Source organism: Vibrio cidicii, assembly GCF_009665415.1.
Taxonomy (GTDB): domain Bacteria; phylum Pseudomonadota; class Gammaproteobacteria; order Enterobacterales; family Vibrionaceae; genus Vibrio; species Vibrio cidicii.
In genome coordinates this window covers 1,353,403-1,379,786 of sequence record NZ_CP035921.1, presented here as the reverse complement: position 1 = coordinate 1,379,786, position 26,384 = coordinate 1,353,403, and the positions used below count along the sequence as shown (strand labels likewise).

General features: G+C 50.8%; 23 protein-coding genes. 18 read left to right on the top strand and 5 right to left on the bottom strand.

What is annotated here, in order from left to right; genetic code table 11:
• Nucleotides 1–121: 121 nt before the first annotated feature.
• The 3 genes from EWA64_RS07280 to argE form a co-directional block, all read right to left on the bottom strand.
• Nucleotides 122–661 carry a PadR family transcriptional regulator gene (locus EWA64_RS07280; protein WP_039440771.1) on the bottom strand — a complete coding sequence of 180 codons (540 nt, stop codon included), beginning with the start codon at nt 659–661 and terminating at the stop codon, nt 122–124.
• A 521-nt stretch (nt 662–1,182) separates the two neighbouring features.
• The gene (ppc, locus tag EWA64_RS07275; RefSeq protein ID WP_061895823.1) at nt 1,183–3,816 is read right to left on the bottom strand and encodes a phosphoenolpyruvate carboxylase; all 2,634 of its coding nucleotides are present in this window, start codon (nt 3,814–3,816) and stop codon (nt 1,183–1,185) included.
• A 229-nt stretch (nt 3,817–4,045) separates the two neighbouring features.
• Complete coding sequence (argE, locus tag EWA64_RS07270) at nt 4,046–5,182, bottom strand: acetylornithine deacetylase (RefSeq protein ID WP_061895824.1); 1,137 nt, start codon at nt 5,180–5,182, stop codon at nt 4,046–4,048.
• 148 nt (nt 5,183–5,330) lie between these two features.
• On the opposite strand from argE, the gene argC reads away from it, so the two are divergent.
• The 4 genes from argC (at nt 5,331) to argH (ending at nt 10,635) form a co-directional block, all read left to right on the top strand.
• A complete protein-coding gene (gene argC / locus EWA64_RS07265; protein ID WP_061895825.1) occupies nt 5,331–6,335 on the top strand; it encodes an N-acetyl-gamma-glutamyl-phosphate reductase in 1,005 nt (334 codons plus the stop codon).
• A 22-nt stretch (nt 6,336–6,357) separates the two neighbouring features.
• A complete protein-coding gene (gene argB, locus EWA64_RS07260; protein ID WP_061895826.1) occupies nt 6,358–7,146 on the top strand; it encodes an acetylglutamate kinase in 789 nt (262 codons plus the stop codon).
• Between the two features lie 89 nt (nt 7,147–7,235).
• A complete protein-coding gene (locus EWA64_RS07255) occupies nt 7,236–8,450 on the top strand; it encodes an argininosuccinate synthase (RefSeq protein WP_045569765.1) in 1,215 nt (404 codons plus the stop codon).
• 310 nt (nt 8,451–8,760) lie between these two features.
• Nucleotides 8,761–10,635, top strand: a complete 1,875-nt coding sequence (argH, locus tag EWA64_RS07250; protein ID WP_039462497.1) for an argininosuccinate lyase — start codon at nt 8,761–8,763, stop codon at nt 10,633–10,635.
• A gap of 160 nt (nt 10,636–10,795) precedes the next feature.
• Here the strand turns inward: argH and EWA64_RS07245 are convergent, their stop codons facing one another.
• Nucleotides 10,796–11,053: a DUF3624 domain-containing protein gene (locus EWA64_RS07245; RefSeq protein WP_061895827.1), complete on the bottom strand. Its 258-nt coding sequence runs from the start codon at nt 11,051–11,053 to the stop codon at nt 10,796–10,798.
• Between the two features lie 170 nt (nt 11,054–11,223).
• On the opposite strand from EWA64_RS07245, the gene oxyR reads away from it, so the two are divergent.
• Nucleotides 11,224–12,117 (top strand): DNA-binding transcriptional regulator OxyR, encoded by an 894-nt coding sequence (oxyR, locus tag EWA64_RS07240; protein WP_039436568.1) that lies wholly within the window; start codon nt 11,224–11,226, stop codon nt 12,115–12,117.
• Between the two features lie 73 nt (nt 12,118–12,190).
• Here the strand turns inward: oxyR and EWA64_RS07235 are convergent, their stop codons facing one another.
• Nucleotides 12,191–14,707, bottom strand: a complete 2,517-nt coding sequence (locus EWA64_RS07235; RefSeq protein WP_061895828.1) for a penicillin-binding protein 1A — start codon at nt 14,705–14,707, stop codon at nt 12,191–12,193.
• Nucleotides 14,708–14,845: 138 nt separating this feature from the next.
• Here EWA64_RS07235 and pilM point away from each other — a divergent pair, with 138 nt between their 5' ends.
• The 13 genes from pilM (at nt 14,846) to rplI (ending at nt 26,349) form a co-directional block, all read left to right on the top strand.
• Entirely contained in the window at nt 14,846–15,865 is a 1,020-nt protein-coding gene (gene pilM, locus EWA64_RS07230; protein ID WP_061895829.1) for a type IV pilus biogenesis protein PilM, read from the top strand.
• Complete coding sequence (locus EWA64_RS07225; RefSeq protein ID WP_061895830.1) at nt 15,849–16,436, top strand: PilN domain-containing protein; 588 nt, start codon at nt 15,849–15,851, stop codon at nt 16,434–16,436. The genes pilM and EWA64_RS07225 overlap by 17 nt, the downstream gene beginning before the upstream one ends.
• The gene (locus tag EWA64_RS07220; RefSeq protein WP_061895831.1) at nt 16,429–17,019 is read left to right on the top strand and encodes a type IV pilus inner membrane component PilO; all 591 of its coding nucleotides are present in this window, start codon (nt 16,429–16,431) and stop codon (nt 17,017–17,019) included. The genes EWA64_RS07225 and EWA64_RS07220 overlap by 8 nt, the downstream gene beginning before the upstream one ends.
• On the top strand, nt 17,009–17,521 hold the full coding sequence (locus tag EWA64_RS07215) for a pilus assembly protein PilP (RefSeq protein ID WP_039438951.1): 513 nt from the start codon (nt 17,009–17,011) through the stop codon (nt 17,519–17,521). The genes EWA64_RS07220 and EWA64_RS07215 overlap by 11 nt, the downstream gene beginning before the upstream one ends.
• 48 nt (nt 17,522–17,569) lie before the next feature.
• Nucleotides 17,570–19,327 carry a type IV pilus secretin PilQ gene (locus tag EWA64_RS07210; RefSeq protein WP_425315143.1) on the top strand — a complete coding sequence of 586 codons (1,758 nt, stop codon included), beginning with the start codon at nt 17,570–17,572 and terminating at the stop codon, nt 19,325–19,327.
• A 209-nt stretch (nt 19,328–19,536) separates the two neighbouring features.
• The gene (gene aroK, locus EWA64_RS07205; protein ID WP_039423021.1) at nt 19,537–20,055 is read left to right on the top strand and encodes a shikimate kinase AroK; all 519 of its coding nucleotides are present in this window, start codon (nt 19,537–19,539) and stop codon (nt 20,053–20,055) included.
• A gap of 32 nt (nt 20,056–20,087) precedes the next feature.
• Nucleotides 20,088–21,179: a 3-dehydroquinate synthase gene (gene aroB, locus EWA64_RS07200; RefSeq protein ID WP_061895833.1), complete on the top strand. Its 1,092-nt coding sequence runs from the start codon at nt 20,088–20,090 to the stop codon at nt 21,177–21,179.
• A gap of 51 nt (nt 21,180–21,230) precedes the next feature.
• Nucleotides 21,231–22,736 (top strand): AAA family ATPase, encoded by a 1,506-nt coding sequence (locus EWA64_RS07195; protein WP_061895834.1) that lies wholly within the window; start codon nt 21,231–21,233, stop codon nt 22,734–22,736.
• Nucleotides 22,737–22,815: 79 nt separating this feature from the next.
• Entirely contained in the window at nt 22,816–23,643 is an 828-nt protein-coding gene (locus EWA64_RS07190; RefSeq protein ID WP_061895835.1) for a Dam family site-specific DNA-(adenine-N6)-methyltransferase, read from the top strand.
• Between the two features lie 113 nt (nt 23,644–23,756).
• Nucleotides 23,757–24,425, top strand: a complete 669-nt coding sequence (gene rpe / locus EWA64_RS07185) for a ribulose-phosphate 3-epimerase (protein ID WP_039423032.1) — start codon at nt 23,757–23,759, stop codon at nt 24,423–24,425.
• A gap of 542 nt (nt 24,426–24,967) precedes the next feature.
• On the top strand, nt 24,968–25,339 hold the full coding sequence (gene rpsF / locus EWA64_RS07180; protein ID WP_061895836.1) for a 30S ribosomal protein S6: 372 nt from the start codon (nt 24,968–24,970) through the stop codon (nt 25,337–25,339).
• A gap of 296 nt (nt 25,340–25,635) precedes the next feature.
• A complete protein-coding gene (gene rpsR / locus EWA64_RS07170) occupies nt 25,636–25,863 on the top strand; it encodes a 30S ribosomal protein S18 (protein ID WP_000090472.1) in 228 nt (75 codons plus the stop codon).
• Nucleotides 25,864–25,896: 33 nt separating this feature from the next.
• The gene (gene rplI / locus EWA64_RS07165; RefSeq protein WP_061895837.1) at nt 25,897–26,349 is read left to right on the top strand and encodes a 50S ribosomal protein L9; all 453 of its coding nucleotides are present in this window, start codon (nt 25,897–25,899) and stop codon (nt 26,347–26,349) included.
• Nucleotides 26,350–26,384 lie beyond the last annotated feature (35 nt).

Genomic DNA, 26,384 nt, shown 5'->3' with positions numbered 1-26,384 from the left:
TGTCGCTTTTTATTGGGCGCACTCTTTTGCTTTGAGCAAATAGAGGCCAATAAAAAGGCTGGTATCAAACCAGCCTTATTTGTTTCTCTCGTTAATTAACGAGTGTGATGTGCGCGAAGAGTTAGCCGAGAGCTTCCAATTCCGCCAACACTTCGTCTGCCCAGTTGATCCACGTTTCACGTAGCATCAGGTTGCGACGCAGCGTCAAACGCTCTAGGCGACCTTGTTTGTCGAGGGTCGATGGTGTGGCGTAGTAAGCCGCTTCAATCTCTTTGTAGTGAGCGACCAGCTTGCGAGACTCTTCGACTAATTGCGCCAATTGATGGCGGTATGGCGCAGACGGTTGCACTGAACAAGCCATCAGCTTGGCAGAGAATTCGTCACGTACCGTTGGGTGTGCGGTCGGTTGATCAAACCAATCACCCAGCGCCGCACGGCCTGCGTCGGTAATGGAGTACACTTTACGATCCGGTTTGCCTTCCTGTGGTTCCAGTACACAAGTCACCAGTTCCTGCTCAGCCATTTTGTTGAGCTCGCGGTAAACCTGTTGGTGGCTCGCTTTCCAGAAGTAGCCGATACTGGCTGAGAATTCTTTCGTGATGTCGTAACCGGTAGCATCACGTGTGCTTAAAACGGTCAGAATAACGTGTGGTAATGACATGTCTTCATCCAAATGGTCAATAAACTGTTAACAAGCTGGCTGTACTGCGTTTGCACTCTTATTTTTGATGCAATTTGTTTTATGTACAGTCAGCACCAACACTGTGTTGGTCCTGTCACCTTAAAAGCCGTTTATCACCTAGGGTGGATGGAATTTTCCATCAAGCTGTGAAAATGATGGTTTGATAGTTAATTCACAGCGGACGAGTAGTATATCTAAATATAAGCATAAAGTAGAATACATGAGTGGTTTTGCTTAAAAAACTAATAAAATACTAAATAAGCTGCACATCATGACCATGCTCTGCAATGACTGTTTATTAATTGTCCTTTTTGTAGTTTAAAATACTGCTTTGTTGTTGCCTTGCTTACATTCTTAATTGAGATCTAGATCACCAATTATTAAATTTTTGTGTTGGCTTACGGGCGTACACCGCGCAAAGTTGGTGAGTGAGTATTGTAAAAAAGCTGCGTTTTCACGCAGCCTTCACGGTCATGATGTTAGCTCATATTGCGCTGTGATTAGCCTGTGTTACGCATACCCGCCGCAATGCCAGCGATGGTTACCATCAGGGCTTCTTCCAACTCTTCTGCCGCTTCTTGCGTTTGACGTGTGCGGTATAAAAGTTCAGCTTGCAGCATGTTGAGTGGCTCAATGTAGATATTGCGCAAACGGATCGACTCCTGTCCCCACGGATCGCTTTGCATCAAGTTCTCATTGTTTTCCACGTTCAGCACGGTTTTGATGTCGCGTTGCAACTGTGCCCGCAGTTTATCGCCAAGCGGTAGCAGGGATTCATCCGCCAAGCGTTCATCATAGTAACGCGAGATCTCGATGTTGCACTTCGAGTACACCATCTCCAGCATGCCAAGACGAGTGGAGAAGAACGGCCATTCGCGACACATCTCTTCCAGCAGCGCTTGATGCCCTTTGTCGATCGAGTATTGAATCGCTTCACCCGCACCAAGCCACGCTGGCAGCAGCAAGCGGTTTTGGCTCCAAGAGAAGATCCACGGAATCGCCCGTAAGCTTTCCACTCCGCCATTGGGGTTGCGCTTCGCCGGGCGAGAACCGAGTGGCAACTTGCCAAGTTCCAGCTCCGGGGTCGCTTGGCGGAAATAAGGGACGAAATCCGGCTCGCCGCGCACTACGCTGCGATAGGCTTCGCAGCTCACCTCAGAGAGTACGGTCATCAAATCGCGCCACTCTTGCTTTGGCTCTGGTGGTGGCAGCAGGTTCGCTTCAAGAATCGCGCTGGCGTACATGTTAAAACTGTTGACCGCCACTTCAGGCAAGCCAAGTTTAAAGCGGATCATCTCGCCTTGCTCGGTCACGCGTAGGCCGCCTTTTAGGCTCTTCGGTGGCTGAGAAAGCAGTGCGGCGTGAGCCGGTGCACCGCCACGGCCAATTGTACCGCCGCGGCCGTGGAACAGGGTTAGCTCAATGCCTTCCTGCTCGGCGACTTTCACCAGCGATTCCATTGCGTGGTATTGCGCCCAGCCCGCCGCCATTACACCGGCGTCTTTGGCCGAGTCGGAATAACCGATCATCACCATCTGATGATTTTGGATAAAGCCACGGTAGAGATCGATGCTCATTAGCTGTTTGATCACCGCTTCGGCGTTGTTGAGGTCGTCGAGGGTTTCAAACAGCGGGCAAACGTCCATGCGATACGGACAGCCAGATTCTTGCAGCAGCAGGTGAACGGCTAGCACGTCCGACGCGGTACGTGCCATGGAGATCACATAGGCGCCAAACGCTTCACGCGGTTGTGCAGCAATGATTTTGCAGGTGTCCAGCACTTCCTTAACCGGTTCGCTTGGTTGCCAATCACGTGGCAGAAGCGGGCGTTTGGACGCCAGTTCGTTGGTTAAGAAAGCCAGCTTATCTTGCTCGCTCCAGTGATTGTAATCGCCAATGCCGAGATAGCGAGTCAACTCCGACAGCACATCGGCATGACGGGTGCTCTCTTGGCGCACGTCGAGGCGCACCAGATGCACGCCAAAGGCTTTGACGCGGCGCAGTGCGTCGAGCAGCGAGCCGTCGGCAATCATGCTCATGCCGCACTCGCGTAGTGACTGGTAACAGGCCAGCAAGGGTTGCCAAAGTTGATCGATGTGTTGCAGCGGGGCTTTGACTGCTAGTTTTTGGCCGTTGATCTTAGCATCTAAGATTTCTTTGGTTTCAGACAGCAGAGTGCGTAGCTGCTTGAGCACCGCGCGATACGGTTCGTGTTCTTCTTCGCCAGCGAGTTGACGCACGGTGTCGTTACACTTGGTCATCGACAGTTCGCTGATCAACTCATTGATGTCTTGAAGATAGAGATCGGCGGCTTTCCAGCGAGACAGCAGCAGGACTTCGCGCGTCACGCTGTGGGTGACAAACGGGTTACCATCGCGATCGCCGCCCATCCAAGAGGAGAAATGTACCGGGCGGGCATCAATCGGCAGCCCTTCACCCAGATACTCTTTCAGGCGCTCATCCAGCTCACGCAGAAAATCGGGTACCGCTTCCCACAGTGAGTTTTCCACCACGGCAAAGCCCCACTTGGCTTCATCCAGCGGGGTTGGGCGCTGCTTGCGGATCACATCTGAGTGCCAACCTTGAGCGATCAACTGCTCTAGGCGTTGTTCGGTTTTGTGACGCTCTTTGGAGGAGAGATCGCCCAGTTCCAGCTTCGACAAACACTCGTTGATCTTGACCAGTTTGTTGATCATGGTGCGACGGGTGATTTCCGTCGGGTGCGCGGTCAGAACCAGTTCAATGTTCAGTTCACGCAGCGCCTGCGCGGTATCGAGTTTGCTGACACCGTTTTGGCTTAGCTTGGCAAACAAGGTGTTGATCGCATCCGGTTCGCAGACGTACGAATCGCAATGGCGTGAAATGGTGTGGTATTGCTCGGCGATATTGGTCAGGTTCAGAAACTGGTTGAACGCACGGGCCACCGGCGTTAGTTGCTCGTCTGGCAGATTTTTAATTTCTTCAATCAGGTTGTCGCGGTCCGCCTGATTGCCAGCGCGGGCAGATTTGGAGAGTTTACGAATCGTCTCCACCTTCTCTAAGATTTCGTCACCGTGTGCTTCTTGTATGGTGTTGCCCAACAAGTGCCCCAACATGCTGACATTACTCCTGAGAGCGGCGTATTTCTCGTTCATTGTCGTCCTGCCTCGTAAAAAAATTACATCCAATGTTCCTTGTTAAGGTCACAATCTAGCGAAATTTGTTGTAACTAGTCAAATAAAGCAGACTTAGTTTGCAAATATTCCTTCGCAGTGCTGATTTAACGCAAATTATGCCTTAATGAATAAACGATACTGAAAGTTAATTACAGCTCAGCCGTGACGGATTAGTGCAACAGCCACGGCCGTTGTCATCTCCCTCTACTCAAAAACAGTACTGGCGCATCGCTTTGCGCAAAATATCCGTGGTCGGCTCAATAAAGTCAAAAGAGAGAAACTCATCGGGCTGATGGGCTTGATCAATCGAACCCGGACCAAGCACTAAGGTTGGACACAGTTGCTGCAAAAATGGCGCTTCGGTGCAGTAGTTGACGGTTTGTGACTCGCTGCCGCACAGCTTTTCGACTCCGTGAATAAAAGGGTGGTCGTGTTGGCATTCATAGCCCGGGATGGGGTCATGCAGTGGTACGATGTCAATCCGCCCCGGCCATTTGGCTTCCACCTCTTTGAGCGCGCCGCGCAGCAGATTGTTGAGGCCATCAAGGCTGATGCCGGGCAGTGGGCGCACATCGTAATGCAGTTCACAGCAGCCACAAATGCGGTTGGCACTGTCGCCGCCGTGGATGTGGCCGAGGTTGAGTGTCGGGCCGGGAATGGCGAATCCCGGGTTGTGGTACTCCTTAATGAGGCGATCGCGCAGTTGCATCAGTGCAAACAGCACTTCATGCATGATTTCGATGGCATTGACGCCGAGCGAAGGATCTGACGAGTGGCCCGATTTTCCCGTCACGCGCACCACGTTGGCCACATGGCCTTTGTGTCCACGTACGGGTACTAAGCTGGTTGGCTCACCGATGATGCAGTAATCCGGTTTGTAAGGGGTGTTGGCGCTAAAGTGTCGTGCGCCAAGCATGGTGGTTTCTTCATCGCAGGTCGCGAGTACGTACAGCGGCTTACTCTGCCCTGTCCAGTCCATGCGCTTGGCCGCTTCATAAATAAAGGCGAAAAAGCCTTTCATATCGGCGGTGCCTAGGCCGTAAAACTTGTTGTCTTTCTCGGTGAGTTGATGTGGGTCGAAACTCCAGCGCCCTTGATCAAAGGGGACAGTATCACTGTGTCCGGCCAGTAGCAGGCCGCCTTCTCCTTGGCCCTTTTTGGCCAGCATATTGAATTTGCCAGGCTCCACTTCGACAACTTCGACTGCAAAACCCAACGCGCTAAACCAATCGGCCAGTTTGGCGATCACCTCACGGTTACCTTGATCCCAACTCGGGTCGCTGGAACTGATGGATGGTGTCGCGATCAAGCCGCGGTAAACCTCAAGAAAACTTGGTAATTGCATAGATTCTTCACTTCCCCTGTTGACAGTTGGGTAACAAAAAGGTAAAACACATATTAACTCATATTTAATGAATAAAAAATCAATATAAAGCAAAAATTAGATATGAATAGTCACTTTTGTTTCCCTTTTGCTTTACGGATGTATTGAGATGTTAAAGACAACAATTATAGGCGCCAGCGGCTACACCGGTGCGGAATTGGCTCTGATGGTGCAAAAACATCCTGAGCTCACGCTAGCAGGTTTGTATGTCTCCGCCAATAGCGCGGACGCCGGTAAGTGTATTTCTCAATTGCACGGGAAATTGGCGGGCGTGGTAGAGATGGACGTTCTACCGTTGAGTGATCCTCAAGCCGTGGCCGAGCAGTGTGATGTGGTGTTTCTTGCCACCGCGCACGAAGTCAGCCACGACTTAGCGCCGATCTTTCTCGAACAAGGCTGTCAGGTTTTTGATCTTTCTGGCGCGTTTCGCGTCAAAGGCGACGATTTTTACCCTACTTACTATGGGTTTGAACACCAGCACGTCAGTTGGCTGGACAAAGCGGCGTATGGCTTAGCGGAGTGGAACGAGAGCGCGATTGCGCAAAGTCAGCTGATTGCAGTCGCTGGCTGTTACCCAACCGCATCGCAACTGGCGATCAAACCACTGCTGGCGAAAGAGTTGCTCGATACCGCGCAGTGGCCAGTGATCAACGCCACCAGTGGCGTTTCTGGTGCGGGGCGTAAAGCCTCCATGACCAACAGTTTTTGCGAAGTGAGCTTACAAGCTTACGGCGTATTCAACCACAGACATCAGCCAGAAATCGCCAACCATCTAGGTTGTGAGGTGATCTTTACCCCGCATCTTGGCAATTTCAAACGGGGCATTCTTGCTACGGTGACCATGAAACTCAAAGCGGGTGTCACTTTAGAACAAGTCAACGCCGCGTTTGAAGCCGCTTATGCTGGCAAACCTGCGGTGCGTTTAAAAGGCGACGTGCTGCCTCGCTTACAAGAGGTGGAAATGACGCCGTTTTGCGACCTCGGATGGAAGGTGCAAGGCGAACATATCATTGTCATTTCAGCGATCGACAATCTGCTGAAAGGCGCATCCAGTCAGGCGATGCAATGCCTGAATATTCATTACGGTTTTTCACCACTGACAGCCTTGCTGTAGTAGCCGGAGTAAGGAAAGAACCATGACTCAGTCTCTCAATCCACTTGTGATCAAATTAGGCGGTGCAGCGCTTTCCTGCACAAAGACATTAAGTCAGCTCTTTGGAGCGATTGCAGCCTATCAGCAAAAAGCGCAGCGACAGATCGTTATCGTCCATGGTGGCGGTTATCTGGTGGATGAACTGATGGAAAAACTTCAGTTGCCGACGGTGAAGAAAAATGGCCTACGCGTAACGCCTTACGATCAGATCCCGATCATTGCTGGCGCACTGGCTGGGACGGCGAACAAACTGCTGCAAGGCCAAGCCATTGCCGATGGTCTGAACGCGGTTGGCTTGAGCTTAGCCGACGGCGGTCTGTGCCAAGTGGCAGAGCTTGACGCCGAGCTTGGCGCGGTAGGTAAAGCCACACCGGGCGATGCCACCTTGCTTGGCGCGATTTTAGCCACAGGCGCGCTGCCGATCATCAGCTCAATCGGCCTTACAGCGAGTGGTCAACTGATGAATGTCAACGCCGACCAAGCGGCGGTGGCAGTTGCCGGGGCGCTGGACGCGGAGTTGGTTCTGCTTTCTGACGTCAGCGGCGTGCTGGATGGCAAAGGTCACTTAATCAAGAGTTTGACCGAAGCCGAAGCCGATGCGCTGATCGCCGGCAAAGTGATCACCGACGGTATGATCGTCAAAGTGAAAGCGGCCTTGGAAGCGGCCAACGATTTGGGCCGGGCGATTGAAGTCGCGACCTGGCGCTACCCAGATAAATTGGCAAGGCTGTTTGCCGGTGAAAGCATCGGTACACAGTTTGTCCCCGCTTAAGCGGAAATTTTTGTAAGCCTTATCAGACACAGAATGAATGAGTATGGCACTGACCGCCGAGTGCAGCGCCACATCAACGGAGAATTAAAATGAGCAAGTTAAATGTAAATAAAGTGGTCGTCGCGTACTCAGGCGGATTGGATACTTCAGTCATCATCCCTTGGCTAAAAGAGAACTACGACTGCGAAGTGGTGGCGTTTGTTGCCGATGTCGGCCAAGGCGAAGAAGAGCTGGTGGGCATTGAAGAGAAAGCCAAAGCGTCGGGCGCCTCTGAGTGCTACGTGGTCGATCTAAAAGAGGAGTTGGTGGCCGATTATATCTACCCAACGCTGAAAACCGGTGCGTACTACGAAGGCAAATACCTACTAGGTACCTCAATGGCGCGCCCGGTGATTGCCAAAGCGCAAGTGGAAATCGCACGTAAAGTGGGCGCAGATGCGTTGTGCCACGGCTGTACCGGTAAGGGCAACGACCAAGTGCGTTTTGAAGGAGCGTTTGCTGCGCTTGCGCCAGATCTCAAAGTGATTGCGCCGTGGCGTGAATGGGATCTAGTCAGCCGCGAGCAGTGTCTGGATTATTTGGCTGAGCGCAATATTCCGTGTGCCGCGTCACTCACCAAAATTTATTCGCGTGATGCCAACGCATGGCACATCTCAACCGAAGGTGGCGTGCTAGAAAGTACTTGGAATGCGCCCAACGAAGATTGCTGGGTATGGACTGTCGATCCTGAACAAGCGCCGAATGAGCCAGAGTACGTTACCGTGCAAGTGGAAAAAGGCGAAGTAGTTGGTGTCGATGGCGAACCGATGACGCCATACAACGCGCTGGTTTACCTCAACGAGAAAGGCGCGAAACATGGTGTGGGTCGTATTGATATCGTGGAAAACCGTCTGGTTGGCATGAAATCACGTGGCTGCTATGAAACCCCAGGGGGCACCATCATGATGGAAGCTCTGCGTGCGGTTGAGCAACTGGTACTGGATAAAACTTCGTTTGAGTTCCGTGAAGAGCTGGGCGTGAAAGCCTCACACTTAGTGTACGATGGCCGCTGGTTCACGCCGCTGCGTAAATCCATCATGGCGGCGGCGGACGAGCTGGCGCAAGATGTCAACGGTGAAGTGGTTGTGAAACTGTATAAAGGTCAAGCGACGGTGACGCAAAAACGCTCAGAGAACAGCCTCTACTCAGAAGAGTTTGCCACCTTTGGTGCCGACGAGGTGTATGATCACAGCCACGCAGGCGGTTTTATTCGTCTTTACTCGCTTTCAAGCCGTATCCGTGCGTTGAACAATCTGAAAAAATAAACTCTCTGAAAAATAAGCCCTCTGAAAAATAAGCCCTCTGAAGAAAAAGATTCTTCAGTTAAGGTAACAATATCCAAGGCCTGTCGAGTGATCGACAGGCTTTTTCGTTCTCAGCGACACTCACGACCAAACAGCAAGTAAAACACTTTATTTTCCATGAATAAATATGTAGAAATAATGAATTAATACTTTATTTTTTGTTGGAATTGCCGTAACGTTGGCACATAAGAAAAAGTGAGCAAATTGCCTGCATTTTGGCTAACACTTGTTAACAACACCACAGTAAGCAATAGTCATCAGGAGAGACACAATGGCATTATGGGGCGGAAGATTTACCCAGGCGGCAGATACCAGGTTCAAAGAGTTTAACGATTCATTGCGCTTTGATTACCGATTGGCCGAGCAAGACATTGTGGGCTCGATTGCCTGGTCGAAGGCGCTGCTGTCGGTCAATGTGCTTAGCCAAGAAGAGCAGCAAAAGCTGGAACTGGCGCTCAACGAGCTTAAGCTCGAAGTGATGGAAGATCCGCACCAGATTTTGCGCTCGGATGCAGAAGACATTCACTCTTGGGTCGAGCAGCAGTTGATCGGCAAAGTGGGCGATCTGGGTAAAAAGCTGCACACTGGCCGTTCGCGCAATGACCAAGTGGCAACCGATCTGAAACTGTGGTGCCGTCAGCAAGGTCAACAACTGTTGCTGGCGCTCGATCGGCTGCAAACACAAATGGTCAGCGTGGCGAAACAGCATCAAGCTACGGTATTACCCGGCTACACGCATTTGCAACGTGCACAACCTGTAACCTTTGCACACTGGTGCTTGGCATACGTTGAGATGTTTGAGCGCGACTATTCACGCCTGAGTGATGCCCTGCAGCGTTTGGACACTTGCCCGCTTGGCTCGGGCGCGCTGGCAGGGACCGCTTATCCGATTGATCGCGAGCAGTTGGCGCACAATCTCGGTTTTCGCCGTGCGACGCGCAACTCGCTCGATTCGGTGTCTGATCGCGACCACGTGATGGAACTGATGTCGGTGGCGTCGATCTCGATGCTACACCTCTCTCGCCTCGCGGAAGATATGATCTTCTATAACTCTGGTGAGTCCGGTTTTATTGAGTTAGCCGATACCGTTACTTCTGGTTCTTCCTTGATGCCACAGAAGAAAAACCCGGATGCACTGGAGCTGATTCGTGGCAAAACAGGCCGAGTTTATGGTGCATTGGCGGGCATGATGATGACAGTCAAAGCTTTGCCACTGGCGTACAACAAAGACATGCAGGAAGACAAAGAAGGGCTGTTTGACGCGCTCGACACGTGGAACGATTGTATGGAGATGGCGGCGCTCTGTTTTGATGGCATCAAAGTAAACGGCGAACGCACGCTGGAAGCGGCTAAGCAGGGCTATGCCAACTCAACCGAATTGGCGGATTATCTGGTCGCCAAAGGCATTCCGTTCCGTGAAGCGCACCATATTGTCGGGGTGACTGTGGTTGGCGCGATTGCCAAAGGCTGCGCGCTGGAAGAGCTCTCGCTTGATGAGCTGAAAGCCTTCTCGCCAGTGATTGAGCAAGATGTCTATCAGATCCTCACCATCGAATCGTGCTTGGAAAAACGCAGCGCCCTTGGCGGTGTATCACCCAAGCAAGTGGCTTATGCGGTGGAGCAAGCCGACAAGCGCTTAGCGCAGCGTGATGCGTCAGCGGTCAAAGTGCGTCCGGCACGTTTGACCGACATTGAAGCGCTGGAAAGCATGGTCGCTTACTGGGCCAATATGGGGGAAAACTTGCCGCGTTCACGCAATGAACTGGTGCGCGACATTGGCTCGTTTGCCGTGGCAGAGCATCAAGGCGAAGTGACCGGTTGTGCCTCTCTGTATGTGTATGATTCGGGCTTAGCAGAAATTCGCTCGCTGGGCATTGAAGCGGGTTGGCAAGGACAAGGGCAAGGAACCGCGATTGTGCACTATTTGCTGGCGAAAGCGCGGCAAATGGCGATCAAAAAAGTGTTTGTGCTTACCCGCACCCCGGAATTTTTTATGAAGCAGAGCTTTATTCCGACGTCTAAATCGCTGTTGCCTGAGAAGGTACTAAAAGATTGTGACCAATGCCCGCGTCAGCATGCGTGTGATGAAGTAGCGCTGGAAGTGAATCTTTTTGAGCAAGTGATTGCACGAGCGCATGTTGCATAGCTCTGTTTTTACTGACTATTTCAAGTTTCTTATAAAAAAGTCAAAAAATACGACTTTTTGCGGAACCAACGTAAAGCAGCATGGTCTATTTAGTACCACTGCTTTTTCTTAGAACGAATCTAAGAAGGCCCCGAAACCGAAATTGGTTTCGGGGCTTTTTTTATTTGCGCGCATCGTTTTGTCTCGCTCGCCAAGGCAAGATCACATATTTCATCCATAAATGCAGGAAGAGCAGAGCGTTAAATGCAAACCCCGCCACAATCAGCGCGATCGACTCAATAGAGGTCGGTTGCTCCCGAAACGCCAGCCACCAAACGATCCAGCACAGCACAGACAAAACAGTAAGCTGATCCATGCAGCGCTTGCATCGCCCAATTTTTTTCCAGAACCAATGTCCATCACATCTATTACAGCTCATTGCTTTCTCCCTAGCGCTATGGGATCCAGTATAAACAAAAAGGGCAGAGAACCGAATCTTGGCCAAATATGGCTTGCTTTTGAGTGTGGCTGTTCATTTGGGTAAAAATATTTGATAGCTCTAATCGTTTGATGTTATGGTTTTGATAGTCAAATTCGATTGGAGTTGTGATGAATATCCGAGACTTGGAATATCTGGTGTCATTGGCGGAGCACAAACATTTTCGTAAAGCGGCGGAAGCCTGTTTTGTCAGCCAGCCAACGCTGAGTGGTCAGATCCGTAAGTTAGAAGAAGAAATTGGCACCATTTTATTAGAGCGCAGTAGCCGCCGAGTGCTGTTTACCGATGCGGGTTTGCAACTGGTCGATCAGGCGAAAGTCATTCTGCGTGAGGTGAAAACCTTCAAAGAGATGGCCAGTGGACAAAATGGCGAAATGAGTGGTCCGATGCACATCGGCTTTATTCCCACTTTGGGGCCCTATTTATTGCCACGCATTATTCCCCAATTGAAAGAACGTTACCCTGAGCTAGAGCTGTTTCTGCATGAAGCGCAAACGCAGCAATTGGTCAACCAACTTGAAGCGGGCAAGTTAGACTGTCTTATCTTGGCGTCGGTCGCCGAAACTGAGCCGTTTAAAGAGATCGATATCTATCATGAGCCGCTGAGTATCGCCGTGCCACTCAATCATGAGTGGGCCAAACAAGAGCAGTTGGATATGTTAGAGCTGAATGGCAAAACGGTGTTGGCGCTGGGGGATGGCCACTGCCTGCGCGATCAGGCGCTCGGTTTCTGCTTTGCAGCGGGTGCGCGTGATGATGAGCGTTTTAAGGCCACCAGTTTAGAAACGCTGCGTAATATGGTTGCGGCGGGCGCTGGGATTACATTGTTGCCGGAGCTCTCCTTACCAAAAGAGAAAGAGAAAGATGGTGTCTGCTATGTCAAAGCGGTCAACCCGGTGCCGTCGCGCAAGATTGTTTTGGCTTATCGTCCAGGTTCGCCACTGAGGGCGCGCTTTGAACAGTTAGCGAAAACCATTAGCGATATTCTTACCCACAGAACTTAACGGTGCGCTTGAAGGTCAGATAAAAAAGGTTGCTTCGCCAGCAACCTTTTTACTTTATTTTTTGTCAGTTGGCTTAGAACAGCCCGTTATCACCGCCATCGCCGGAGCTGGAATAGATGCTCTCTTCACTGTGCTCGGTAACGTACTGCGTCGGCTCTGTGCCTTTGATAAAGTACTCGAACATCGAGCTCTCATCCACTTTATGGGTCAAAAGGCCGGTATCGCGATCAATGCGCACGCGAACGATATCGGCTGGAACGACTTTTTCTTGTGCTGGCACACCATCAAGCGCTTGCTGCATAAAATCGATCCACGCCGGTTGTGCGGTTTTAGCGCCCGATTCCGCGCCCGAAATGACATCTTTGCCGAGGTTGCGGTTTAAAGTAGTTCTGCCCAGCGCACGGCTGTGATCATCAAAACCGACCCAAGCAATCGCCACTAAACCAGGGCCATAACCGTTGTACCACGCGTCTTTTGAATCGTTGGTTGTTCCGGTTTTACCGCCAATATCACGGCGGTTGAGGGTTTGAGCGCGCCAGCCTGTGCCATTCCACCCTGTGCCTTCACGCCAGTTACCGCCGCCCCAAATGTTGCTGTACATCATTTCGCGCAGAATAAAGGCGTTCTGCTCACTGATCACCTGCGGCGCGTGCAAATCATCTTCGTCCTGCTCGTTAAACTGCTCGGCGAGCGGATCGCGGTTTTGCGTTTGGCACGCATCGCGGCAGATGGTTTTGGGCTGAGACTCAATAACCGTATTGCCATAGGCGTCGTCAATACGGCTGATGTAAAAAGGTTCGACGTAATAGCCGCCGTTGGCGAATACCGAGAAACCTTGCGCCATTTTCATTGGTGTCAAACTGCCTGCACCAAGAGCAATAGTTTCAGAGCGAGGAAGCTGATCCAGTTCAAAACCAAAGCGGGTCAGATACTGTCGCGCTTCATCTAAACCGACTTCACGCAGTGTTCTTACCGCCATGACGTTTTTCGATGTGGCAAGACCAATTCGCACTCGCGTTGGGCCAGAATAGGTCGGCGGAGAATTTTTTGGTCGCCATGCAGTGCCTTGACTTTGATCCCATTTGTTGATCGGTGCATCGTTTATCAAGGTCGCTAAGGTCATCCCTTTGTCGATCGCCGCGGAATAGATGAAAGGCTTGATGCTCGAACCAACCTGACGAACCGACATGGTGGCGCGGTTAAACTTGTTATGCACAAAGTTAAAACCGCCGACCAAAGAAAGCACCGCGCCATTTTCCGGGTTCATTGCAACAAAGGCGGTGTTGGCATTCGGCACTTGGCTTAGGTGCCAACTGGTGCTGGTTTCTCCTTGCTCACTGTGCTGAGTGATTTGACGCACCCATATTTGTTCCCCAGGGGCTAAAATATCGCTGGCGCTTTTCGGGTCATCGCCCTGACGCTCATCGGTTAAGAAGCGTCGTGCCCAGCTCATGCCTTCCCAAGCAATGGTTTGTTGCTGCTGACGTTTGACCCAAACCGTGGCTTGTTTACCACTCACTTTAGTCACAATCGCAGGAACCAGTTCGCCATAGGTCGGCTGGTCATTGAGATGGCTATCCATCTTCTCGCTATCCCAAGGCGTTTGGTCTGCTTTCCACAGTACGCTTTCTGCGCCGCGATAGCCATGACGCTCATCGTAAGCCAGCAGATTGTTGATTGCCGAGTGATTGGCGGCTTCTTGCAGCTTGGAATCGACGGTCATGTAGACATTCATGCCCGAGGTGTAAGCTTTCTCTTCGCCATACTGCTGCACCATCCACGCGCGTGCCAGCTCAGCCACATACGGAGCATTGAGTTCAATCTCTGCGCCGTGATATTGCGCGATCAAAGGCTCTGAACGTGCCGCGTCATACTCTTCTTGGCTGATGTACTTTTCATCCAACATACGCATCAACACCACATTGCGACGGTTGGTTGCGCGTTCAAGGGAATAAAGTGGGTTGAGGGTCGAAGGGGCTTTCGGCATACCCGCCAGCGTGGCGATTTCACCCAGCGTCAAATCGTGCAGATCTTTACCAAAGTAGACGCGTGCCGCTGCGCCAAAGCCATACGAGCGGTAACCAAGGAAGATTTTGTTGACGTACAGCTCCATGATCTCCTGCTTGCTCAGCAGTTGCTCAATGTGGATAGCAATAAAGATCTCTTTCACTTTGCGCATCAACTTCTTCTCATTGGAGAGGAAGAAGTTACGTGCCAACTGTTGGGTAATGGTACTCGCCCCTTGTTTGGCGGAGCCTGACATGGCCACGACCAGCGCCGCTCGGGTGATACCAATCGGGTCGATGCCGTAGTGATCATAAAAGCGGCTGTCTTCCGTGGCGATCAGTGCGTTAATCAACTGACGAGGAATCTGTTCGTAGGTAACCGGAATTCGGCGTTTTTCACCAAATTGTGCGATCAACTTGCCATCTTGGCTGAAGACCTGCATCGGGGTCTGCAATTCCACATTTTTTAACGCCGCCACATCTGGTAGGTCGGGTTTAACGTATTGATAAAACCCAAATATTGTAGTGACTCCAAGAATTATGCAAACCAATGCAAAGATAAGTAAACGCTTTATGAACTTCACCGGAGAATCCCTGTTTAGTTGAGGCTGTATGACGGCAAACCCTTGTACTCTAGGCTAAAAATTTAGCTCTTGCGTTATTAACTCTCATTTGACGGCTAATAACAACCTTTTGAGCTAAGAAAATGGGAGCAGTTGGAGATGGGTAAACCCTTAGTTACCGGGATTGATATTGGTCATCGTAGCCTCAAGGCTGTCATTCTGAAACCCGCAGGAAATAGCTATGCCTTGCTGGGATATAAAGAAATTGTATTTGAGCGCGCTATTGTCGCCGAAAACCACACTCTGAATCATCAGGAAATTGTCAATACGCTTAAAGTCCTGAATAAAGAGTTGCCGCGTTTCCGTCGTCAGGTGGCGCTGGCCGTGCCGGATAGTGCCGTGATCAGCAAGCAATTGCAAATTGAACCGATAGAAGATGAGAAAGAGTGTGAAATCGCCATTTTGCAGGCTTTTTCCCATCAATCGCCGTTTCCGGTCGATGAGCTGAATATGGATTATGTGCGTTTGCATGAACCCGCGCAGAGCAAAAGCGCCAGTCAGAGCGTGCAGATCTTTGCCACTAAGAAAGAGGTGGTCGAGAGTCGGGTGCGCGCCGCGCAGGCGGTGAGGTTGAAACCGGTGTTGGTGGACATGCACGCCCACTGCTTGTTTAACCTGCGAGAACTGGCGGCGCAGCGCTACCCAGACAAAAGTGCTTTTTGTTTGTTGGATGTGGGTGCGCAAACCACTTCGCTGATAATTCATCAGCGCGAGAAAACGCACTTTATCAAAGAGTTCGCGTACGGCGTTGAGCATTTGAACGCCGCGATCGGTGATGAGTTCAGTGCCCATGATGCGCAGGAGAAGACCGAGCGCTTTATTGTGGAGATGGTGGATCGCGTCGCGCGACAGTTGCAGCTCTTTCAGTCCATCAATAGTCAAGACAAGCCACAAGGTCTTTGGTTGTGTGGCGAGGGCGCGGCGACTCCCCTGTTACTCGAAGCGCTCTCTCGTCGTTTGTCGTTGGAGTGTGAACTGCTCAATCCGCTCGGCCTGTTTGAGATGAAAGTGGCGCGCAAAAAACGTCGCAGTGTTGACTGGCACCACTTTTCGGTTGCCGCTGGATTAGCCATCGGTGGGATTCAATGGTTGGAGAACAAACATGAAGCACACCATTAATCTTCTGCCGTGGCGCGAATATCAGCGAGAGGAGCATCGACGCCGTTTTGTTGGGGTACTGATTTTAGGCGTGCTGATCGCTGTGGCGATTCAGTGGGGGATTGGCCAATACGTTAGTTATCAGCAGCGCTTACAGCAAGATCGCCTCAACTACCTAAACCACTACATCGCCCAGTTGGATCAGCGCATTCAAGCGATGAAGATCGCTAAAGAAGAACACGGACAGATCTTAGCGCGTCTGAAGGTGGTGGAGTCACTGCAAGCGCAGCGTAATAACACCACGGAACTGATGAATATTATGCCCAATGTCATTCCTGAAGGGGTTTACGTCGACAAGATCAAAATGAGCGACCAGGAAGTGGAAATGGCGGGTATCAGTGACAGCACGGCGCGCCTTGCCACCATGTTGGACAATCTTGAGCGCTCGGAGGCGATTTACGACGTTGAGATGCACTCCATCGTGCATGGCAAAGAGCGATTTGGTAAAGCGTTTCAGACCTTCACTGTCTCTTTTATGTTTGGCGTGAAGCCACAATCCGTGCAGGCAGTGGCGGAGGCAAATCATGGTTGATTGGCAGGATCTTGATATCGACGAAATTGCGGAGTGGCCATTGTTGCCACAAAGCTTGGTGGTGCTGCTACTGATGATGATCATTCAAGGCTTTGGCTACTGGTTCTATCTGCAACCAGAGCAAGAGGCGTTGCAACGGGCGGTGGAGGAGGAGCAAAACCTCAAAGTCGCACTGCGCATCAAAGCCAACAAAGCGGCCGCCTTGCCTCAGCTTCAGTCTCAGTTGGATGAATTATCAAATCGTTACGACTATTTGCTCCAGCAACTGCCTGCGCAAAAAGAGCTGGCGACCTTGCTCGCGTCGGTCAATGAACTTGGGTTGGAAAACGATCTCACCTTTACCCGCATCGATTGGGGGGAAAAACTGAGCAAGGATTTCCTCTATCAGCTTCCTCTCAACATTGAACTGACCGGGGATTACAACGACATCGGCCAGTTTTCCCAAGCGATCGCCGAGCTGCCGCGCATCATTAACTTTAGCGACGTTACTTGGCAGCGGGTCAGTTTGGAGAGCAGCACACTGCATTTTCGCGTTAAAGCCAACACGTACCAGTTTAAGCCGGAGGTGGCCCATGAAAAGTAGCTGGTGGATGTTCTCGGTTGTATTGCTGTTGGCAGGCTGTCGCGCCAACAGTGACTCTTTGGATGACTTTTTGCGTCAGGTGGAATCACAGGCTCGCCAAGAGGTCGCCAAGCTCAAACCAGAGCAGGAATATGTCGCGACATCGTACGCCTCGGCGGCGCTGCGTTTGCCCTTTGAACTGCCCAAAGAAGCGGTGATAGCCACCCAGCCGGTGGTGAAAAAAGAGTGCTGGCAACCGGCTGAACGCGCCCGCTCCGGACGCCTAGAGCGCTACCCGCTCAGCCAACTGCGTTTAAAAGGCATCATGGGCAGCGGTAACTCCGTTTCCGGCTTAGTGCAAACCCCGCAAGGAACGGTCGAACGGGTACTCGCGGGGCAATACATTGGGCAGAACAACGGCAAAGTAACGCTGATTACCCCCTCGTATTTAATGATCAATGAAACCTTACCCGATGGGCTAGGTTGTTGGCAGCAGCGTAAAGTCAAGCTGGCATTGAGATAGGCAAAGATACCACTAGAAGTGATTTGAGAAATGACCATGAAGAAAGGAATGATTCGATTACAGGCTCCGCTACGCCAATTAATGTGCCTGTTTGCTCTCTGCCTCTTTGCCGCGTTTGCAAACGCGCAGCCAGAGAATAACAGTCAGTCAGCGAGTGAGAATGCGCTGAAAAGCATTGATTTTAGAACCAACCAGAATAAAGCCGCGGTGATCATTGTCGAGTTGGTTTCGCCTGCCGCGGTGGTGGACCTTAAACCTGTGCAGGAGGGGCTTAGCATTGAGCTGCTCAACACCCGCGTCAGCGACGAACAGCTCTATCTATTAGACGTTAAAGACTTCTCAACGCCAGTTGAAAGTGTTGAAGTGTTCCGTGATGTGTCAACGACGCGTTTGCTGGCGTCTGTCTCGGGGGAGTTTCGTCATGAATATCGTTTGACAGGGCGCTATTTGGAAGTGACGGTCAGTCGTATAGAAACCCCGCAGCAAGTCGAGGAGAAAAGCATCCTAGAAAAAGAGGGCAAGCTTATCTCGATCAACTTCCAAGACATTCCGGTGAGAAACGTGTTGCAACTGATAGCGGACTACAACGGTTTTAACCTAGTGGTCTCCGATTCCGTCACGGGCAATCTGACCTTGCGCTTGGATGGCGTGCCGTGGCAGCAAGTGCTCGACATCATTTTGCAAGTCAAAGGGCTAGACAAGCGGGTGGAAGGCAATGTGGTGCTGATCGCGCCAAAAGAAGAGTTGGACTTGCGTGAGAAGCAGCATCTGGAAAAGCAGCGTTTGGCGGAAGAGTTAGGCTCACTCAAATCGGAAATTATCAAGGTGAACTTTGCCAAAGCGTCCGACATTGCCGAGATGATCAGCGGCACCGAGTCGGTCAGCATGCTGTCTGAGCGCGGTAGCATCGCGATTGATGAACGTACGAACTCCTTACTGTTACGAGAGCTTCCGGAAAACATTGCGGTGATTCGTGAGATTGTCAATTCGCTCGATATTCCGGTCAAACAGGTGCAAATTGAAGCACGCATTGTCACCGTCAATGAAGGCAATTTGGATGAGTTGGGCGTGCGTTGGGGTTTTACCTCGGTCAACGGCAGCCACACGGTGGGCGGTTCGATCGAGAACAACTTGGCGAGCGTCGGTTTGTACAACGCGGCTGGTGGCGGTTCTGGCTCAGGAGGCGATAGCGGTGGCGGCTCCAGCAGCATCGACGATTTTCTCAACGTCAATCTGGGGGCGACCTCCGGCAACGCATCAAGCATCGCTTTCCAAGTCGCCAAGCTGGGCTCGGATCTACTGCTTGATCTAGAGCTGTCGGCGCTGCAGCGTGAGTCAAAAGCGGAGATCATTTCCAGCCCGCGTCTGATTACCACCAATAAAAAGCCAGCCTACATCGAACAAGGGACCGAAATTCCCTATCTGGAATCGTCCTCCAGTGGCGCGACCACCGTTTCGTTCAAAAAAGCGGTACTGAGTTTGAAAGTCACGCCGCAGATCACCCCGGATAACCGCTTGGTGCTTGATCTTAGCGTTACACAAGACAGGCCGGGTGAAGTGGTGAAAACCGGTACGGGTGAAGCGGTGGCGATTGACACCCAACGTATCGGCACTCAGGTGTTGGTTAACAATGGTGAAACCGTGGTTCTCGGCGGCATTTTCCAACATAGCGTCACCAGTACGGTCGACAAAGTGCCTTTGCTGGGCGATCTGCCACTGCTTGGCGCGCTGTTTCGCCGCAGCTATGAAAATATCGGTAAACGGGAACTGTTGATCTTTGTGACGCCAAAGGTGGTTATTCAATAGTTGTCTCGCTCCCCTGACCGTAGATAGGGTCAGGGGAGCGTAATTAGATCAAAAATAAAGTTGCAATAGTGTCACCATACCTTGATAATTTCGGGTCTTATCACGAATGTCTGTGAGGAATTGGTGCCACAAGCCTTGAAATATCAGCATTACGCTGAACCATTCTTGTGGCGATGTCATTGAATTAACGTTGTAAATTACTGCTAAACATGGCTGAGAAACGTAATATTTTCCTTGTTGGCCCGATGGGCGCTGGCAAAAGCACAATTGGTCGCTACCTGGCTCAACAACTCCATATGGAATTTCTAGATTCCGACACGGTTATCGAAGAACGTACGGGTGCAGATATCGCTTGGGTATTTGATGTTGAGGGCGAAGAAGGTTTTCGCAAACGTGAAGAAACGGTTCTTAACGACCTGACACTGGAACAAGGTATCGTACTGGCAACGGGCGGTGGCTCGGTAAAGAGCAAAGAAAACCGCAATCGCCTTTCTGCTCGCGGTATTGTTGTTTACCTAGAAACTACGATCGAGAAACAGCTCGCTCGTACCAACCGCGACAAAAAACGTCCTCTACTGCAGACGGACAATCCACGTGAAGTGCTGGAAGCACTGGCCGAGGAGCGCAACCCTCTCTATGAGGAAATCGCAGATTACACAGTGCGCACTGATGATCAAAGCGCAAAAGTGGTAGCCAACCAGATCGTAAAAATGCTAGAAGAGAGATAAATCAATTATTTCTTTTTAAGTGGAGTGCAACCATGGAACGGATTACGGTCAACCTTGCTGAGCGTAGCTACCCAATCTCTATCGGCGCCGGGTTATTTTCAGACCCGGCGTACCTTTCTTTCTTATCCTCTGGTCAGAAAGTGGTGGTGATCACCAACGTTACCGTCGCACCTCTCTATGCGGACAAAATCCTCTCCTTATTAGGTCAACTCGGCTGCCAAGCCTCACTACTCGAACTACCCGACGGTGAACAGTACAAAACGCTAGAAACGTTCAACCAAGTGATGAGCTTTTTACTGCAAGGCAACTTCAGCCGTGATGTGGTTGTTGTGGCATTGGGGGGCGGCGTAATTGGTGATTTGGTCGGTTTCGCCTCGGCGTGTTACCAGCGTGGCGTTGACTTTATCCAGATCCCTACCACCTTACTTTCCCAAGTGGACTCTTCGGTGGGGGGCAAAACCGCCGTCAACCATCCGCTGGGTAAAAATATGATCGGCGCTTTTTACCAACCCAAAGCGGTGATTATCGATACCGATTGCCTTAGCTCGCTCCCAGAGCGCGAATTTGCGGCAGGTATGGCGGAAGTGATCAAATACGGCATTATTTACGATGCGGCATTCTTCACTTGGCTGGATGAAAACCTCGACAAACTCTACGCGCTCGACGAGCAAGCCCTTACCTACGCGATTGCCCGCTGCTGCGAGATCAAAGCCGAAGTGGTGGCGCAGGACGAAAAAGAGTCCGGCATTCGCGCCTTGCTCAATCTTGGTCACACCTTTGGTCACGCCATCGAAGCGGAAATGGGCTATGGTAACTGGCTGCATGGCGAAGCCGTCGCGGCTGGCACGGTAATGGCGGCGCGCACGGCACAACTGCAAGGCATGATCACTGAGGCGCAGTTTGAGCAAATACTCTCTATACTTAAACGAGCTAAGCTGCCAGTGCACACGCCAGAAAGCATGTCATTTGAAGACTTTATGACGCATATGATGCGTGATAAAAAAGTATTGTCCGGAAAACTACGTCTGGTTCTCCCTACTGGGATCGGCACCGCCGATGTGGTGGCCGATGTACCTCAGGAAGTGATCCGTCAGGCCATCGAAGAGTGCCGCACAAGTCGTTAAACTGGCCTTTGAGTAGCTCCGATTGGGGCTATTTTATTAGGGAAAATGCCCATGAGTTTCGCACAGCCTCATGTACTTGAATTAGATTCGCAAACAGAACTGCTCGAACGCCTCGAGTTGCTGACCAATTTTGGCTCCAATTTAGTCACCATTCACGGTGCCAAAGGCCATGGTAAATCGTGGCTGGCTCAGCGCTACCTTGAACAGTACGCGCAAGAGAAAAATCAATGTTTATTGCTTTGCCATCCCAACCAAAATGACGGCCAGCATCGGAGTTTGATCTTAAGTCAACTGGTGAGCGAGCCGATGTTTAATCAGCATGATTCCTTGCTTGAAAGCTTGGAGCGTTTGCTGGAAGGGCAGGGATGCGATGTCGCCATCGTGATTGACGATGCCCATTTGCTTAGCGAAACCTTAGTCTCTGAGCTGTGGATGTTGGTGCTGGAAGCGCAGTCGAATCCGCATTGGTCGGTCAACGTGTTGCTGTTTAGTGAAGCTGGCACCATGGAGCCGCTGCTGACCCGACTGGGCTATGGACAAGAGCATAAACCGATTGATCTCGACATCGAGATGCTGAGCGAAACCGAAGCGCTGCGCTTTTTTGAACAGATGGTGGTGCGATATGTGGCTGACGATGCAGAGAAAAAAGTGCGCGCCGCCTTTAAGAAAACCAGCCCGACACCGGGGGCGATCATGGCATTAGGAGAGATTAAGGTGGAAAAAAGGGTTGTGATACGTTCTATTGTCGCCTCGCCAATCAATATGGCGTTAACCGCGTTGATTTTACTGCTGCTCGCCGCTGCCGGGTATTGGTGGGTGTTCAGCCAACCTTCTGCCGATGAGCAAGCGGAGCTTATCACGCGTACCATGGAACAGACGGCGATCCCGACCTTAGAGCCCAGCGCAGAGACATCAGACGCCAGCCAAACGACAGAGTCCGTGGCCGAAACCGCTCAAGACAGCATAGAGAGTGAGCAGTTTAAAGATGCGGCGGATGACTCAGCGTCGCTTCCTCCACCGGTGATGACCAGCGCTGCCAGTGTCGGCATCAGCGATCAAGATCAGCAACGGGTCATCATTGAATCAGACGTAGTCGATGCGCTGCTGGAAAATAAACCCGAGCAGGCGGATACCAGTAAGATCGATGCTGTGGTGGCCGATTCCATGGTTGAAGCGCCTGTCGAGACGCCAAATGAAGTGGATGCAGAAGCCGTGACGGCACCCGTTGCCGAGCAAGCGCCACCAACCGTCTCTTTCTCATTCGCCCGCGAAGAGCTGAAAGCGCTCTCACCTCGCAGTTACACCTTGCAGCTTGCTGCAATGACGTCCATGCCCGATGTGCAGGCATTTTTGGATAAGCACCAGTTGCATAACGCGGTACGCATTTACCCGACACTGCGTAATGATACCGAGTGGTACATTGTGACCTATCAGGATTACCCGACCATTCAGATGGCTCGCGATGCGGTAGAAAGCTTGCCTGCGTCGCTGCAATCGCTCGGTCCTTGGGCAAAATCGTTAAGTCAGGTACAGCGTGAGATTGATCGGGTGAAATAATCCTGAGCTTCACAGCAAAATATGTTACATTCCGCAGCCTTGATGTGGGTTGATAGATAGAGCGGTTAAAGAGCAGTCGATGAAAAAGCAGCGTGCCTTTTTAAAATGGGCCGGAGGCAAATATGGCCTGGTAGACGATATCCAGAGACATTTGCCCGAGGCTCGTAAACTGGTTGAGCCATTCGTCGGTGCAGGTTCGGTGTTTCTCAACACGGATTACGATCACTATCTGCTCGCTGATATCAACCCCGATCTTATCAATCTCTACAACCTGCTCAAAGAGCAGCCGCAGACATACATTAGCGAAGCAAAACGCTGGTTTGTTGCGGAAAATAACCGCAAAGAGGCGTATTTGCATATTCGTTCTGAATTTAACAAATCAGACGAAGTGATGTACCGCTCGTTGGCTTTTCTCTATATGAACCGTTTTGGTTTTAATGGCTTATGCCGTTACAACAAAAAAGGCGGCTTCAATGTGCCGTTTGGCTCGTACAAAAAGCCCTATTTCCCAGAGGCTGAGTTGGAGTTCTTCGCTGAAAAAGCGCAAAAAGCGACGTTTGTATGTGAGAGCTACCAAGAGACATTTCGCCGCGCGCGCAAAGGCTGTGTGATTTACTGCGATCCACCGTATGCGCCGCTCTCCAACACCGCCAATTTTACCTCATACGCGGGCAACGGCTTTAGCCTGGATGACCAAGCCGCTCTAGCCGATGTGGCAGAAAAAGCGGCCAAAGAGCGCGGCATTCCGGTACTGATTTCCAACCACGACACCACCTTAACAAGGCGCTTGTATCATGGCGCTGAACTGAGCGTGGTCAAAGTCAAACGTACCATTAGTCGTAATGGCGGCGGTCGCAGCAAAGTTGATGAGCTGCTGGCGCTGTTTCACGCCGAACAAAACGACTAACCACTCGTCGCAATCCATAACTCTCACACTATTACACTCTAGTAGTGGATCTGTGCACTGGCTTCGGTAAAATTGCGCGCAATTAGATTTGCTTGCTACTACTGAGGTCAGGTATGAAAGATTTTCTTATTGCTCCATCGATTTTGTCTGCTGATTTTGCCCGCTTAGGGGAAGATGTTGAAAAAGTGCTGGCGGCAGGCGCCGATGTGGTGCATTTCGATGTAATGGACAACCACTACGTGCCTAACCTGACGTTTGGTGCACCCATCTGTAAAGCGTTGCGTGACTACGGCATTACCGCGCCGATTGATGTGCATTTGATGGTAAAACCAGTCGATCGCATCATTCCGGATTTCGCTAAAGCGGGCGCTACGATGATCACCTTTCATGTAGAAGCGTCTGAGCATGTCGATCGCACCTTGCAACTGATCAAAGAGCACGGCTGTCAGGCTGGCGTGGTGCTCAACCCTGCGACGCCCCTGTCTTGCCTCGATTACATCATGGATAAAGTAGACTTGATCTTGCTGATGTCCGTCAACCCGGGCTTTGGCGGTCAGTCGTTTATCCCGCACACCTTAGATAAACTGCGTGCTGTACGCCAGCGTATCAACGAGTCTGGACGCAACATCCGTCTGGAAATCGACGGCGGGGTAAAAGTCGAGAATATTCGTGAAATTGCCGAGGCAGGTGCAGATATGTTTGTTGCCGGTTCTGCGATTTTCGGTCAGCCAGATTATCAAGCGGTGATCAATGAGATGCGCGCTGAATTAGCCAAAGCGTAAATGCGAGAAGCGAGGTGGCTAGTTTTCTAGTTTTCTAGTTTTCTAGTTTTCTAGTTTTCTAGTTTTCTAGTTTGCTAGTTTGCTAGTTTGCTAGTTTGCTAGTTTGCTAGTTTGCTAGTTTGCTAGTTTGCTAGTTTGCTAGTTTGCTAGTTTGCTAGTTTGCTAGTTTGCTAGTTTGCTAGTTTGCTAGTTTGCTAGTTTGCTAGTTTGCTAGTTTCCTAGTTTCCTAGTTTCCTAGTTTCCTAGTTTCCTAGTTTCCTAGTTTCCTAGTTTCCTAGTTTCCTAGTTTCCTAGTTTCCTAGTTTCCTAGTTCCCTAGTTCCCTAGTTCCCTAGTTTCCTAGAACCTAGAACCTAGAACCTAGAACCTAGAACCTAGAACCTAGCTTCCTCCTTCGCTGCGGTTGAAAAATACCCCTTGCGTAATTTGTGCTCTTTCTGTACCATCTGCCATCCTTAAAACTCGGTCAATAACCCTTAGTTCCTTGCTTCCTCTGGACGACCGGGCCAAACGTGGAAGCTAATAATCCGTAAGGAGCAATAAATGCGTCATTACGAAATCGTATTCATGGTGCACCCTGATCAAAGCGAGCAAGTTGCAGGCATGATCGAGCGTTACACTGGTTCAATCACTGAAGCTGGCGGTCAAGTTCACCGTCTAGAAGACTGGGGCCGTCGTCAACTGGCTTACCCAATCAACAAGCTTCACAAAGCTCACTACGTTCTAATGAACGTGGAAGCTGACCAAGCTGTTATCGATGAACTGGAAACTGCTTTCCGTTTCAACGATGCAGTACTACGCAACATGATCATGCGTACTAAAGCGGCTATCACTGAGCCTTCAATCATGCTTAAGCAGAAAGAAGAGCGTGCTCCTCGTCGCGACGCTGAAGCGAGAGAAGCAGCTGCTGAGTAATTGATTGTCTGACCCATCGAATGAAACCGAGCGGCATCGTCGTTCACGATTCGTTCGAAACCATCTCTGCTTAGGGCATCATTCCTCGCGGGGAAGCAAGCCGAGTAAGGCAATTTATTGTCGAATACTAGTGGCTAGCAGTGGTTAAGGGGCTCATGAGAAAACTCAACAACTCGTTTTAGGCAGTAACATTAAGATAAGCGGCTTTGTTGCTTATCAAACTGGCCAACATGGCATCAGAAAATTAGTGTTACATGCCGATGACATCATTCATATTTAAGATCAGGAGATAGCCCATGGCTCGTTTCTTCCGTCGTCGTAAATTCTGCCGTTTCACTGCAGAAGGCGTACAAGAGATTGATTACAAAGACGTAGCAACTCTTAAAAACTACATCACTGAAGCTGGTAAAATCGTACCAAGCCGTATCACTGGTACTAGCGCTAAGTATCAGCGTCAACTAGCTCGCGCGATCAAGCGTTCTCGTTACCTGGCTCTGCTACCGTACACTGACAAACATCAGTAATCGGTACCGTTTATTAAGAAAGAGGATTAAGCAATGCAAGTTATTCTACTTGATAAAATCGGTAACCTAGGCAGCCTGGGCGACACAGTAAGCGTTAAGTCTGGTTACGCTCGTAACTTCCTTATCCCACAGGGTAAAGCAGTTATGGCTACTAAAGGCAACGTTGAAATGTTCGAAGCACGTCGTGCTGAACTTGAAGCGAAAGTTGCTGAGCAACTAGCTGCTGCACAAGCACGCGCTGAGAAAGTTGAAGCTCTAGAAGCGGTTGTTATCGCATCTAAAGCGGGTGACGAAGGCAAACTGTTCGGTTCTATCGGTACTCGTGACATCGCTGATGCAATCACTGCAGCTGGCGTTGAAGTTGCTAAGAGCGAAGTTCGCCTTCCTGAAGGTGCACTACGTACAACTGGTGAGTTCGAGATCAGCGTTCAACTTCACTCTGAAGTGTTCGCGACCGTTAAACTACAAGTTGTTGCTGCTGACTAATTTCAGTATCAAGACGATTTTAAAAGCACCTGCTC